The organism is Nocardiopsis sp. NPDC006832, assembly GCF_040635885.1.
In the GTDB taxonomy this organism is placed as follows: Bacteria; Actinomycetota; Actinomycetes; order Streptosporangiales; family Streptosporangiaceae; genus Nocardiopsis.
Genome location: NZ_JBEYLC010000009.1, coordinates 127,402 through 141,306, shown reverse-complemented (window position 1 = coordinate 141,306; position 13,905 = coordinate 127,402). Strand labels below are relative to the sequence as shown.

Here is a 13,905-nt window from a genome sequence, read left to right as displayed (position 1 = left end):
GGGCGCCCCCACCCTGGGGGTGGGGGACCCCGCGCGTGGGCGTGGGGGGCGGATTGGGGCCCGGGGCCTAAAAACCCCCCCGCCCGCCCGGGGTGGGGGGGGGGCCGTCGAACGTCGGTGCGTCAGCGGTAGTTGACGAACTGGAGGGCCAGGTCGAAGTCCTTCTCCTTGATGAGCGTCATGACGTTCTGGAGGTCGTCCTTCTTCTTGGCGCTGACCCGAAGTTCCTCGCCCTGGATCTGCGCCTTGACACCCTTGGGTCCCTCGTCGCGGATGAGCTTGGAGATCTTCTTGGCGTCCTCGGTGGTGATCCCCTCCTTGAGGTTCACCGGGAGGCGGTACTCCTTGCCCGAGGGCTTGGGCTCCTCGACGGCGTCCAGGACCTTCAGGGAGATCTTGCGCTTGATCAGCTTCTCCTTGAAGACCTCCAGGGCGGCCGTGGCGCGTTCCTCGGCGCTGCTCTTGATCTCGATGCCGTTCTCACCCTGCCAGGCGATGGTGGTCCCGGTGCCCTTGAAGTCGAACCGCTGGGCCAGCTCCTTGCCTGTCTGGTTCAGGGCGTTGTCGACCTCCTGACGGTCGAGCTTGGACACCACGTCGAAACTGGATTCGGCGGCCACGTACTCTCACACCCCGCTAGCTCTCGTGGGTCACGGGCGATACCCGTGCACGTCTGTTCGGCCCGGTGCGGGCCGGCTTCAGAGCTTAGCCGCGCCCCGCCGCGCACACCCGAAGCCGCTGGTGGGGGACGCGCCTCAGGATCCGATTTCAGGTTGGGGCCGATCATCCGCTATTGTCATTCATGCGCAGCGACACACACGTCGCCGCAGCCCAGGCAGGTTGCCCGAGCGGCCAATGGGAGCGGACTGTAAATCCGTCGGCTTAGCCTTCGAAGGTTCGAATCCTTCACCTGCCACCCTGGGGAAGGCCCCGGTGAACAGCGGAAACGCTGGCCACCGGGGCCTTTCGCGTTCCCTGCCCCCCAGGACCGCCTCGCGGGAGGGTGCCCCGAGGGGCGGCGCGACCACATCGACTCCCAGGCGCATCGCGGCGTGCTCGCCGACTCGACCACGCGACCACGCGACCACTGTCGAGAGCCGATGGATCAGGGCCGGCGGTATGAGGCGACGACGCGTCGTGGTTTCGGGCCTGTTCGCCGCGACCGCCGTGGTGCTCGGGGGATTCGGGTGGTCGCGAAGGTGTTACGCCAGGGCCACAGAGTGATCACCCTGAGTGATTTTCGTGGGATGGCGGAGCGGCTCGGCTGGGCTGATAAATCAGCGCATTGTCGTATTTGGGTTGCCTGACGAAAAGAATTGATCCGGCAATATGGACAAAATGACTTCCGAGTTTCGGCGTTGACAAAAAAGCGGGGCCGGATAATGATTGCCACAGTCCACCGCGACACAGGTGCAAGAAGCGCCTGCGTCTTTTTCTGTCAATGCCTCGCATGATTTCTCGGGGGAAACATGATCAAGAAGCTGACCGCTGCTGGCCTGGTCGCCGGTGCCGCGATGGGCGCGCTCCTCATGGGAGCTCCCGCGCACGCCTCGCACGGTGGTGACCAGCAGTTCAACCAGAATCTGCAGCTGGTTCCGGTTCAGTCCTGCAACCTGACCGGCAGCGTCGGTCTGGTCGCCGTCACCGTGCCGATCCTGTCGCCGCAGACCACGGGCGACTGCGTGAACGGCCCCATCGGCACCAACATCAGCTAGTTCCGGCAATCGGTCCGACCGATACGCTATCCCAAATTCTTCCGAAAGGTAATTCAATGCTGCGTAAGCTCGGCGTTGCCGGCCTCGTCGCTGGTGCCGCTTTCTCCGCCATTCTGGCCGCCACTCCGGCGTCCGCCTCGCACGGTGGCGACCAGCAGTACAACCAGAACCTGCAGGCCGTCCCGGTCCAGCTGTGCAACACCAGCGCCGCCGTGGGCCTGGTCGGTGTGAACGTGCCGATCCTGTCGCCGCAGACCACGGGCGACTGCGTCAACGGTCCCATCAGCACCAACATCGACTAGGAGAGTTCCCAGAATGCGTAAGTTCACCGCCGCCACCGCCATCGCCGGTATCGCCTTCGGCGCCATGCTCGCCGCCGCTCCGGCGTCTGCCTCTCACGGTGGCGACCAGCAGTACAACCAGAACCTGCAGGCCGTCCCGGTCCAGCTGTGCAACACCGAGCTGGCCGTCGGACTCCTCGCCGGTGTCAACGCGCCGATCCTGTCGCCGCAGACCACGGGCGACTGCGTCAACGGCCCCATCAGCACCAACATCGACTAGGGGTCCGTAGATGCTGCGCAAGTTCACCGCCGCCACCGCCATCGCCGGTATCGCCATGGGTGCGATGCTCGCGACCGCGCCGGCCTTCGCCTCGCACGGTGGCGACCAGCAGTTCAACCAGAACCTGCAGTTGGTTCCGGTCCAGCTGTGCAACACCGAGCTGGCCGTCGGCCTGGTCGGCGCCAACGTGCCGATCCTGTCGCCGCAGACCGCCGGTGACTGCGTCAACGGCCCGACGAGCACCAACATCGAACACGACCGTGACGATGAGGGTGACGAAGGCCACGAGGACCACAAGGGTCACGAGGGCGACAAGGGCAACGGCTACTACTAGTAGCCCGAGTCCGACGGGTCCGATCCGGTCCCGATGACGGAACAGGGTTGTTGGAAGGCCCCCCGGCGTGTGCCGGGGGGCCTTTCGCGTTCACACCGGGATGATGGGGACTTGAGACCCAGGAGGCGACATGAAGCGTGCACTACTGATCGGCGCGGTCCTGGCACTGGCGCTCTCCGCCTGTGGCGACCAGGACGAGCCGGACCGGGACGACGTTCCGGCCGAGGACGGCAACGGTGACGACGAACGTGACCGCGACGAGCACGACGACCACGACGATCGTGACGACGACCAGCGTGACGAAGAGGGTGAGGCGGCGACCCAGGGGGACGTCCAGGTCCTCAACTTCTACGGCGACGAGGCCGGGTTCGACGAGCAGCGACCCACGGAGTACGTGGCCACCGAGTTCACCACCTTCACCGACATGGAGTGGGACGAGTGGGATGAGGGTCGAGCCCGCGGAGAGGGCGAGGTCCTGGGCACCTGGTGCATGGACCAGGGGTGCCAGGACGACCCCTACGACGTGGACGTGGAACTCGGCGATCCCGTCGACGTCGACGACACCATGTACTTCTCCACGTACACGATCACCGACTACGACGACGACATGCCCGAAGAGACCCGTGAGGCCTTCGACCAGGCGGACGAGGGCCGGCTCGGGGTCCCGCAGTAGGCGTCCAGGGATGAGGTGACGTCGAAGAGTTCCCCGGCTCTTCGTAGAATCCTTACAAACGCCACAGTTGGGACAAAACACCTGTTCAGAACGGGTGTCAGGGAATCTCACCGAGGGCGGAGGGAGCCGAACCGGGCGTGGCGGGCCCGAGAGGTCTCTAGTCTGCTGAGTTGTGGGACTCAACCAGTGGACGAACGACCGCGCGGACGACGGACGGGGCAACGGCGATCGGCCGGTGCCACGGCACGGACGCGCCGCCTTGCTGCGTCTGGCCGGCTGGTTCGAGGAGGCGGAACCGGACCGCGCCGAAGCCTTGGCGACCGCGGCCTTCGCCCTCCACCCCGCCCGTCACCTGGAAGGACGCGTCGACGACAGCGTCGCGGCGACCACCAGCTGGTGGCAGGGGGAACCCGACCGCAGCACCATCACCGAGCACCCCGGTGCCCGCCCTCCCGAACCGGTCCGGGACCACCGCGCCCAACAGGCCCGCCTTCGGGACGCCGCCGAGTCCTCGGCGCACTGGCGCCGCGCGGGCGCCGACCAGATCCGCTCCCTGCTGGCCGAGCCCACCGGCGACGACGCCCGTCTGGACCTGTCCGGCGCCGGCATGGAGGTCCTCATGGAGCTCCTCACCGCCGCTCTGGGTTCGGGCGACGCCTCCCGGCGTCCCACCTCCGCCGGTGACCTGGAGTTCGGCCTGCGCCTGCACGTCATCGCGGCGCCGGGAGCCGAGGTCACCGCCCGGGGCGAGGGCGGCGACCTGAGCCTGGAGGGGCTGCGCCTGTGCGTGACCCCCTACGGTCAGCACTTCATCGACGTCCCCGCCGACCGCGCCGTCACACCCGACCCGCCGGAACATCCGGTCGCCCGGACCCCGACCACCCCTCCGGAACCTGTTTCGGACACCCCCGAACCGGTGGAACCGGTCCCGTTCGAACCGCCCCCCGCGGAAACTCCGCCCACCGGAACACCGCACGCCGTGCCCCCGGCCTTCGCGGCTCCGGAGGAGGACACCGCACAGGCCCCTGTCGAGGAGCCGACCGACACCGATAGCCTCCCCGGGCCGGACCCGGACTCCCAGAACACCGGTCCCATCGGGATCACCACGCAAACACCCTGGACGCGGAGGTGGGGGTGATGGAGACGAACGCCTACAGCGAAGACGCCGCCCTCATCGGGGAACGCCAGGCCGCCGCGCGCGCCCTCATGGCCCACCCGTTGCTCACCCGTGCCGCGCACCCGGCCGAGTTCTCCCTGGTGCGCTCGCACAACGAGTGGCTGGTCCAGCGCTTCCAACGCGTGCTCGGCTACCGGCTCACCGTCGCCGACGACCACGCCCGCCTGGGCAAACGCGGGCTCGTCGACGAGGTCACCGGACCGATCACCCGCGCGGACGGTTCCCGACTCACCCCCCGGGCCCTGACCTACCTCGCCCTGACGCTCGCGGTCCTGGTCGAGCACGACGGACCCGTCAGCGTGCGCTCCCTCGCCGCCACCGTGCGCGCGACCGCCCATGAGGCGGGCATCGACGCCGATCCCGCCCGTGGCCTGGGCGAACGCCGCGCCTACTGCGCCGCCCTGCTCCACCTGGTCGACCTCGGCGCGCTCACCGAGGCCTCCGGCACCATCGGAGCCCACCAGGCCGACGCCGCGATGGACGCCGAACTCGACCCCGACACCGAGGCCCTGCGCACGGTCACCGCGCACCTGCCCCGGGCCGGCACGGACGCCGACACCTTCCTCGCCGAGGCGGTCGACCCCGAGCCCGAGAGTGACCAGGCGGGAGAGGTCGCCCTGCGACGCCTGCTCGCCGAGACCGCCGTCGTGCACCGAGAGGAGCTCTCCGACCGGCAGCGCGACCTGCTCGCCGCCCACCAGTGGCGCGCCGCGTCCGCCCTGGGCAACCTGTTGGGCTGCGACACCGAGATCCGCGCCGAGGGTGTGGCCCTGGTCATGCCCGACGAGGCGATGGCCCGCCCGCGCTTCCCCTCCGACGACCCGGTCGGACACACCGCGCTGGCCCTGGTCCGCCACCTCTCCGGTCTGTTGAACCCCGGCCGCCCGACCACGTCCGTTCCCATCCCCGAGCGAGAACTCCAGGTCGCGCTGGACGCGCTCGGTGGCGCCGACGCACCGGTGCGCGCGGAGTGGGCGCGCACCGCCGGGCCGGAGATCCCCGAGCCCGAACGCCTCTTCGCCCTCGTCCTGGAACTTCTCACCGGGCTCGGACTGCTCCGGGGCGAACCCGGTGCCCGAAGACTGACGGCCATCGCCGCGAGGTACGGCGCGGAAGTGGACCATCGCGTCCCCCGGATCCAGGACAATGGCGAAGACAGCCGGACACATCCCGAAGACCGGACACACCCAGAACAACCGCGCGGTTCCGGTCGACAGGAGCCCGAGCCTCGGGACGACCCCCGTAGCGACCTCGACCGGGTGGCGTCCGTGCTGCAAGCGGTGGCGAACGAGAAGGTGAGCGCGACCAGTGGTGACACAGGAGACGAGCCAGGCCCACGGGAAGCCTCCGGCTGACCCCGCCCCCACCCCCCGTTACCGCCTCGAACGCGCGGGCATCCGGAACGTCTGGCAGTACGACGACCACGTCCTGGACTTCGCCGAGGGGCGGCTGCTGCTGCGCGGCCGCAACGGCGCCGGCAAGTCCAAGGCCCTGGAGATGCTGCTGCCGTTCCTGTTGGACGGGGACGTGCGACGTCTGGACACCACCGGCACCAACCGGACGAGCCTGCGTTGGCTGATGTCCGACGACCCCCGCGCGGGCCGTGTCCCGATCGAGGAGGAGACCGGTCCGGACCTGCTCGGTGGCCCCGAGGACCTCGTCGACGGCACCTCCGACGACGGCGACGCGACCCCCGGCCCCGCCACCCGCCTGGGCTACCTGTGGGTGGAGTTCACCACCGCGCGCGGGGACCGCGGCCTGGACGCCGCCGCCCACACCACCGGACCCAACTCCGCCTCCGCCCTGCTCGCGGCGCAGGCCGAACCCATCGCGGAACCCGAACCCGAGGGCGAGGAACCCCGTTACCTCACCCTGGGCGCGGCCGTCCTCGCCGTGGGCGACTCCGACCCGCGCTGCGTCTTCTTCGTCACCGAACGCCGGGTCGGATACGACCTGGACCTGGTCGTGGACGGCCGACCCAAGCCCGTGGACCGGCTGCGTTCGGAGATCGGCGCGGACAACTGCTTCACCAGCGCGGTCCCCTACCGGGCACGGGTGATGCGAACCCTGTTCGGCATCGACGACTCCGTCCGCTATCGCAACCTCATCCACCTGCTCTACCGGCTGCGCCGCCCCACCATCGGCGACCGCCTGGAAGCGGGCGAACTCGTCGGCGTGCTCTCCGAGGCCCTGCCGCCCATGGACGAGTCGGTCCTGGACGAGGTGGCCCGCAACATCTCCGACCTCGAACAGGCCCGTGCGGAGAAGAACGCCCTCACCGAGGCCGACGGCGGCATCGCCGAGTTCCTCACCGACTATCACGGTTACCTGGTCCACACCCTGCGCGCCCGGGCCGCCGAGGTCCGCGAACAGCTCGACGCCCGTGACCGACGAGTGGACGAGACCGACCGGCTGCGCGCCGAACTCGACGAGCTCATCTCCGACGAGAGCCAGATCTCCGAGGAACGCGACCAGGCCCGCCGCACCCGCGACACCGCCGAGGCCGACGACGGAACCCTCGCCTCCGCCCAGCAGGACGCGGCCACCGCCACCGCCAACGAACGTCGCGCCTACGACGCGGCCGTGGGCGCCTACATCCGTGCCGCGGAGGCGGCCTGGGCCGCCGCCGAACACGCCGCCACCACCGAGGACCACGCGATCGAGCGGTTGGGCGAGGACGTCTCCGCCGTCGAACGCGCCCTCGACGTCCTGCGACAGACCCACGCCGAAGCCGGTCGCGCCGCCACGGCCGCCGGCCTGGATCCCCGCGCGCTGGGCCGGGTCCCCGACACCCGCACCACCGTGCACGCACCCCGCGAGAGCACCACCCGGGTGGACATCCAAGGCCTCGAACAGGCCGTGGAACGTGCCCCCGTCGACGGCATCGACCTCGACGACCTGCGCGAGAACCTGGGCCGGCTGCACGACCGGCTCACCGCCGCCGCCGACACCGCGGCCGACCGCACCGACCAGGCCGCCCGCCTCACCGGCCTGACCAGCGCCGAGACCGCCGCGGACCGTCGCCTGGTCGCCCTGACCAGCGAGTCGGAGAGCGCCCAGGCCACCCTCGAACACACCCACACCCGGGAACAGGACGCCATCACCGGGCTGCGCGAACAGAGCGCCGCCTACGCCGAGGGCGTTCGCACCTGGGCCGCGCGCCTGCGCGACTCCAGCCACGCCCACGCCCTGGGCGACGCCATCCACGAGCTGGAGGGCAGCGTGGAGCTGCCCATCTCCGACGCGCTGCGCGTGCTGGACCCCGACGTACCGGCCAAGGTCGCCCGCCTGGCCCACACCGCCGTGGATCCGCTCCTGGAGGAGCTGCGCGCCCGACGTGACGTGGCCGTCAACGAGGAGGGCCAGCTCGCCGACGAACTCGCCGAGCTCGCCGAACGCAAGGCCAAGAACGCCGACGCCGCACCCGAGCGCCCCGCGTGGGCCACCTACGCGCGCCCAGACTCCGACGGAGTCCCCTTCCACCTCGCCGTCGACTTCGCCAACGGGCTCACCACCCGCGAACAGGCCGGGCTCGAAGCCGCCCTGGAGGCCAGCGGTCTGCTCGCCGGTTGGATCCGCTCCGACGGCACCCTGTACGACCCCGCCACCCGCGACCTCATGATCACCCCGGCCCGCCCCGCCAAGGGCCGCACCCTCTTCGACGTGCTCGTACCGGTCGCCGTCCCCGACCGTGGCGTCGACAACGACAACCTGCGCGCCCTGCTGGCCTCCATCGCCCTGGGCTCGGAGTCGACCGGTGCCTCCGCGGAGGACACCGAGGCCAAGCACCGCCGGGACAGCTCCGTGGCCACCGTCAGCTCCATGTCGCTCTCCGGCGGCTGGCGACTGGGCGTGGCCTCCGGAGCACACACCAAGACCGAACCGGAGTACATCGGCGAGGCCGCCCGCAAACGCGCCCGCGACCGTCAGACCGCCAACACCGACCGCCGCATGGCCATCGCCGAGGCCCTCCTCGCCGAAGCCGGCGAACGACGGTGGGCGGTGGAGCACTCCTACTCCGAACTCCTGGAGGTCTCGCGGGACCTGCCGGACGCCTCCCCCCTGGTCCGGGCCTGGGCCACCCTCGACGTGGGCCGCACCGACGTCGCCGCGGCCCGTCGCGCGCACGACACCGCCCGAGCCACCGCCGACGACGCCCGTACCGAGCTCCTCGACCTTCGCCGTCGCCTCAAGGACGCCGCTGGGGCGGAGGGTCTGCCCACCACGCGCGCCGAACTCGACAGCGCCCTGCGGGCCATGGACCACCTCCGCGTCCTCATCGCCTCGGCCCTGCGCGACCTCGAAGTCCTCGCCTGGCAGCTGGCCGACCACGAACGTCACGTCGCGGCCTGGAGCCGCACCCGATCGGCGCGTCTGGCCGCCGAGGACGCCCGGGCCGGCGCCATCGACGACATGATCACCGTGCGCCGCCAGTTCGAACTGGGCGATCGCGCGCGGGGAGTGCCCGGCGACCAGATCGAGGCTGCCCGAGAGCAGGTCCGCGCCCGAGCCGAAGAGGCCGCTGAACGCCTTCCCGAACTCGAACGCCGCGCCCAACAAGCACGCGATGACCGGGTGGCCGCCGAGGCGCGCCTGGAAGCGGCCACCATCGAACGGGCCGAACAGGTCCGTCGCGCCCTCGCCACGGGGGAGAACCTGGTCGGCGCGGTCACCACCCTCGGCGACCCCGCGGCCAAGGCGGTCAAGGGGACCGAGGACACCCGTCCCGACGCCGTCCTGCTGCGCGCCGCCGGGCTGGAGGACAGCGCCGCCGACGACGGCCCGCTGACCCGCTACCTGGCCGCCCTGGAGACCGGAGCCGACACCGAACCCGTCGGCCCCGACACCCGCCTGGACCTCCTCGCCGACTTCGTCGAACGGCTGGAGACCGGCCTGGCCGCGCAGACCGACGTCACCGAGGTCGACGACAGCGCCATCCTCGGCAGCCGTGAGGACCTACAGCGTCTCCTCACCTCCGTCGGCCGGGCGCAGACCCGCACCGAACTCACCGAACCCCGGGGTGTCAAACGCCTCACCGTCCATGACGAGGACGGGGCCCACGACGTCACCGCCTACGCCGAACACGTCGCGGCGTCCGTGACCAAGGCCGAGGAGGCCGTCGCCATCGCGGAGGAGGAGGCCTTCGAACGCCACCTGCTCGGGGAGCTCGCCGGACACCTGTCCCACCAGATCGACGAGGCCCGCGCCCTCATCACCACCATGAACGACGTCCTCAAGGACGTCACCACCTCCGCCGGTCTCGGCGTGCGGCTGGACTGGAGCCTGGCCCCCGACGCGGGCGCCGACGTCGAGGCGGTCGTTCCCCTGCTGGCCACACCGCCGGAGGAACGCACCCGCGTCCAGACCACCCGTCTACGCGACGCGCTGCGCCGCTGCATCGAGGCGATCCGTCGACTCGACCCGACCGCCACGGGCGGTGCCCAACTGCGCGCGGCCCTGGACTACCGGTCCTGGTTCACGTTCACCGTGTACGTCACCGACTCCGCGGGTGACGAACGCCGTCTGGGCCACCGCACCGCCCTCAGCCAGGGCGAACAGCGCGTGGTCGCCTACCTGGTGCTGTTCGCGGGGGCGGCCGCCCACTTCGACGCCCTCGCGGTCCGGGCGCCCTGGGCGCCTCGCCTGATCCTGTTGGACGACGCCTTCGCCAAGGTCGACGAACCCACCCACGGCAGGCTCCTCGGTCTCTTGGTCGAACTCGACCTCGACTTCGTGCTGACCTCCGAACGGGTCTGGGGCTGCTTCGCGAGCGTGCCCAGCCTCAACATCTACGAATGCCTGCGCGACCCCAACGTGCCCGGAATCGCGACCCTGCACTTCACCTGGGACGGCAGCCGGAGGAAACTGGTGGGGGTGTGATCCACGCCTCGTGTTGTAGGCATCACCAGCGGGCTTGATCCTTTCCTGCCCTAGTCTGCTGACGCAGGTTCTGAAACGGAGCGGGGTGGCGAAGGTGACTCGGGGACCCGAGGCGGGCGCGAACGGAGGACCGGACGGCCGGGGGGTCGCCCCCGGGGCCGACGACCCCACCACGAAGGGACTCCTGGAGGCGTTGGCGCGCTCCGGGGTGCCCTCACGGGTCCGATCCTGGGTCAACGCCGCCCTGTGGGGCGAGGACGCCCTGGAGGCCCTCCTGCGGGGCGAGCACTTCCCCGAGGCCGTTCCCGAGCCCCCGAGCGGTCCGCCGCCCGGTTCGATGCGTCGCGCCTACCTCACCGGCATCCGGGTCCAGGGTTTCCGCGGCATCGGTCGCCCGGCCGAACTCACCTTCCCGGCCGGCCCCGGACTCACCGTGATCGTCGGCCGCAACGGGTCCGGCAAGTCCAGCTTCGCCGAGGCCGCCGAAGCCGCCCTGACCGGTCGCAACCCCCGTTGGGACGCCATGCCCACGGGATGGCGAGACGGTTGGCGCAACCTGCACTACGACGAGCGCACAGAGGCCAGCGTCGACATCCACATCGCGGGGGACCACGGACCCACCCGGATCAGTCGCCGCTGGACCGGTGAGAGCGTTCGCTCCGCACGCGGCGAGGTCGTGCACCCCAACGGCGAGGTGTCGCCGCTGCGCACCCTCGACTGGGGCGAGAACCTGGTCCGCTACCGGCCCTTCCTGTCCTACGACGAACTCGGCCGTACCGTCACCGGTCGCGCCGCCGAGCTCTACGACACCCTCACCGCGCTCCTGGGCATCACCGGGCTCGCGGAGGCGGAGCGTCGCCTCGCCAAGGTCTGCGACGGCCTCGTCCGCCGCCGAGACCATCCCTCGCGCGCCCTGAGGCCGCTCCTGGAGGCGCTCGGCGCCTCCGCCGACCCTCGGGCGGCCCAGAGCGTACGGCTGCTCTCCGCGCCCGACATGGACCTGGACGCCCTGCGTCGACTGGCCGCCGACGACGGTCCCAGCGACCCGTCCCAACACGTCGTCATGCGCAGGCTGCGCCGGCTCAGCGTCCCCGAACGCGCCATCATGAGCGACGTCGTCAACGAGCTGCGGGGCGCCTCCATGGAACTGGCCATGGCGGCCGGTACCAAGGGCGACCACGCCCACGGGGTGGTCGAGCTCCTCGAACAGGCGTTGGAACACCACAAGCGCCATCCCACCGAGACCACCTGCCCCACCTGTGCCACCACCGGGGCGCTGGGGGCCGACTGGGTGCGGCGCGCCAACGCCCAACTGCGCGCGCTACGCCCCCAGGCCGCGATCACCTCGGCCGCCTACGAACGCGCCGACGTCGCCCGCGACCAGGCCCGGTTCCTGCTCTCCCCGATGCCCGGATGGCTCCCTCCGGAGAGCGAACTCGGTCAGCTGTGGTCGCTGTGGGAGTCCGGTTCCGACATCGAGGACCTCGCCGAACTCGCCGATCACATCGAGGACGTGGGCCGCAGGCTCCGCGCGGCGGCGGTCAGCGCGCGCCGGGACGCGTCCGAACGCCTGGAGGACCCCACCGACGGGTGGTCGGACCTCGCCGAACGGCTCTCCGCATGGTTGGACGACGCCCAGGACGCCATCAAGGCGAGCGAGTCCCTCTCGTACGCGGAGGCCGCGCTCGGACAGCTCACCGAGTACGCCCGGACGGTGCGCGCCGAACGGCTCGGTCCGGTCGCGGCCCAGGCCGAACAGGTCTGGTTCCGGTTGCGCCAGGAACGCCACATCGACCTGCAGGGCATGCGGCTCATCGGCCGTGGGGCCCGTCGCAGGGTCGAGGTGGACGTGTCCGTCGACGGGGTGGAGGACCAGACCAGCGCGCCCGGGCTGCTCAGCCAGGGCGAGTTCCAGGCACTGGCGCTGTCCATCTGCCTGCCGCGCACCCTCGTCGAGGGCAACCCGTTCGGGTTCCTGCTGCTGGACGACCCGGTCCAGGCCATGGACACCGAGACCGTGGAGGGGCTCGCCTCCGTTCTGGCCGAGGTGGGCCGACACCGGCAGCTCATCGTCTTCACCCACGACACCCGATTGTCGGACGCACTGCGCCGACTGGGGCTGGCCGCGGACATCCGCACGATCAACCGCGACGCCATGTCCAACGTCTGGCTTGCCGAGAACGGTGCCTGAGGGGCGCCGGGGCCCCTCGCGCGCGTGCACGGCGTCACATTCGGGCCGTTTTTCGAGGCTTGGAACAGGCTCTCGGGAAACCCGAGAAACCTGATCTGACCAGGGGTTACGTGATCCAGGTGCGGCCTCGGGCAAGCCGAGGGGAGGGGTCCCGGGCCTTCGATTTGGCAGACCACCCCTCAATCCCTGTATAGTCATGACCAGCGCAAGGGGGCAACACCCCCGGGGCGGACGAGAGAAAGTCCCACAGCGTGCCCCTTTAGCTCAGTCGGCAGAGCGTCTCCATGGTAAGGAGAAGGTCTACGGTTCGATTCCGTAAAGGGGCTCCACCACTTGATGAGGTTCCGGTCCACTCAGGTGGGCGGCCGGTGGAACTTCGCCGGCCGAAACAGGAGACATCCACGATAGGATGTCTCTGTTGTCTGATCGGGGCGGGGTAGCTCAGTCGGTAGAGCAAGCGGCTCATAATCGCTGTGTCGTCGGTTCAAGTCCGGCCCCCGCTACCAACCCACTGACCCCTGAGCGTCAAACTCAGGGGTCGTCGTGGGTCTCAGCAGTTTTTCACTGCGTCAAGGTAATGTCTCCAGCGAGAAAGGCACTCCGAAGTGGCTGCCACAGACGTGAGGCCGAAGATCACCCTGGCCTGCCAGGAGTGCAATCACCGGAACTACATCACGCGCAAGAACCGTCGGAACACCCCCGACCGTCTGACGATCAAGAAGTTCTGCCCGAACTGCCGCAAGCACAACGACCACCGCGAGACCCGCTAGGTCCCGCAAGAGGGTCGTCGTCCCAGGCAGGGAACGACAGCTTCTCGTAGACTCCAGCCCGGTGAGCCAATCGCTCACCGGGCTGTTCGTTGTCCAGGGGTCCTCTCCGCGACGGCGGCCGAGCCCCGACGTTTCCACATCCGAGAGGCAGAGCGTGGCGATCAACCCTGACTACCTCGGCCGGGAGTACCCCGCCCCCGAGACCTACGAGGTGACCCGCGGCAAGATCCGCGAGTTCGCCGAGGCCATCAACGACCTCAACCCGGTCTACCTGGACCGCGAGTCCGCGAAGGCCATGGGCCACCCCGACGTCATCGCCCCGCCCACCTTCCCGGTGATCCTGGGCATGGCCGGTTCCGCGCTGGCCATCGCCGACCCCGACCTGGGCGTCGATTTCTCCCGGGTCGTCCACGGCGACCAGAGCTTCCACTACGAGCGCCCGCTGTACGCCGGTGACGTCCTGAACACCGTCACCCGCATCACCGACATCAAGGCCCTGGGCGGCAACGAGCTGCTCACCCTGGAGACGGTGGCCACGGCGGCCGACGGCGAACACGTGGTGACGGCGGGCATGATGCTCGTCGTCCGGGGATCCTAGGAAGCG

General features: G+C 70.2%; 12 protein-coding genes and 3 tRNA genes. 14 read left to right on the top strand and 1 reads right to left on the bottom strand.

What is annotated here, in order from left to right:
* Positions 1–122: 122 nt before the first annotated feature.
* Positions 123–620 (bottom strand): YajQ family cyclic di-GMP-binding protein, encoded by a 498-nt coding sequence (locus ABZ717_RS07200; RefSeq protein ID WP_358506836.1) that lies wholly within the window; start codon positions 618–620, stop codon positions 123–125.
* 214 nt (positions 621–834) lie between these two features.
* Here ABZ717_RS07200 and ABZ717_RS07195 point away from each other — a divergent pair.
* The 14 genes from ABZ717_RS07195 to ABZ717_RS07130 all read left to right on the top strand — a co-directional run bounded on the left by ABZ717_RS07195 (position 835) and on the right by ABZ717_RS07130 (position 13,899).
* Positions 835–916 (top strand) — tRNA-Tyr (locus tag ABZ717_RS07195).
* Between the two features lie 553 nt (positions 917–1,469).
* The gene (locus ABZ717_RS07190; protein ID WP_358506834.1) at positions 1,470–1,715 is read left to right on the top strand and encodes a hypothetical protein; all 246 of its coding nucleotides are present in this window, start codon (positions 1,470–1,472) and stop codon (positions 1,713–1,715) included.
* 56 nt (positions 1,716–1,771) lie between these two features.
* A complete protein-coding gene (locus ABZ717_RS07185; protein ID WP_358506833.1) occupies positions 1,772–2,017 on the top strand; it encodes a hypothetical protein in 246 nt (81 codons plus the stop codon).
* A 13-nt stretch (positions 2,018–2,030) separates the two neighbouring features.
* On the top strand, positions 2,031–2,276 hold the full coding sequence (locus tag ABZ717_RS07180; protein ID WP_358506831.1) for a hypothetical protein: 246 nt from the start codon (positions 2,031–2,033) through the stop codon (positions 2,274–2,276).
* A 10-nt stretch (positions 2,277–2,286) separates the two neighbouring features.
* Positions 2,287–2,610 carry a hypothetical protein gene (locus ABZ717_RS07175; RefSeq protein ID WP_358506829.1) on the top strand — a complete coding sequence of 108 codons (324 nt, stop codon included), beginning with the start codon at positions 2,287–2,289 and terminating at the stop codon, positions 2,608–2,610.
* Positions 2,611–2,740: 130 nt separating this feature from the next.
* A complete protein-coding gene (locus tag ABZ717_RS07170) occupies positions 2,741–3,283 on the top strand; it encodes a hypothetical protein (RefSeq protein WP_358506827.1) in 543 nt (180 codons plus the stop codon).
* Between the two features lie 172 nt (positions 3,284–3,455).
* Positions 3,456–4,421: a DUF2397 family protein gene (locus ABZ717_RS07165; RefSeq protein WP_358506825.1), complete on the top strand. Its 966-nt coding sequence runs from the start codon at positions 3,456–3,458 to the stop codon at positions 4,419–4,421.
* On the top strand, positions 4,421–5,815 hold the full coding sequence (locus tag ABZ717_RS07160; RefSeq protein WP_358506823.1) for a TIGR02678 family protein: 1,395 nt from the start codon (positions 4,421–4,423) through the stop codon (positions 5,813–5,815). Before ABZ717_RS07165 ends, ABZ717_RS07160 begins: the two co-directional genes overlap by 1 nt.
* Positions 5,769–10,340: a TIGR02680 family protein gene (locus ABZ717_RS07155; protein ID WP_358506821.1), complete on the top strand. Its 4,572-nt coding sequence runs from the start codon at positions 5,769–5,771 to the stop codon at positions 10,338–10,340. Before ABZ717_RS07160 ends, ABZ717_RS07155 begins: the two co-directional genes overlap by 47 nt.
* A gap of 85 nt (positions 10,341–10,425) precedes the next feature.
* Entirely contained in the window at positions 10,426–12,531 is a 2,106-nt protein-coding gene (locus ABZ717_RS07150; RefSeq protein ID WP_358506819.1) for an AAA family ATPase, read from the top strand.
* Between the two features lie 253 nt (positions 12,532–12,784).
* Positions 12,785–12,860: transfer RNA gene (locus ABZ717_RS07145), tRNA-Thr, on the top strand.
* A 101-nt stretch (positions 12,861–12,961) separates the two neighbouring features.
* Positions 12,962–13,037 (top strand) — tRNA-Met (locus ABZ717_RS07140).
* A 99-nt stretch (positions 13,038–13,136) separates the two neighbouring features.
* A complete protein-coding gene (gene rpmG, locus ABZ717_RS07135) occupies positions 13,137–13,301 on the top strand; it encodes a 50S ribosomal protein L33 (protein WP_026117477.1) in 165 nt (54 codons plus the stop codon).
* A 154-nt stretch (positions 13,302–13,455) separates the two neighbouring features.
* The gene (locus ABZ717_RS07130; protein ID WP_067597708.1) at positions 13,456–13,899 is read left to right on the top strand and encodes a MaoC family dehydratase N-terminal domain-containing protein; all 444 of its coding nucleotides are present in this window, start codon (positions 13,456–13,458) and stop codon (positions 13,897–13,899) included.
* The last annotated feature ends 6 nt before the right edge of the window (positions 13,900–13,905 follow it).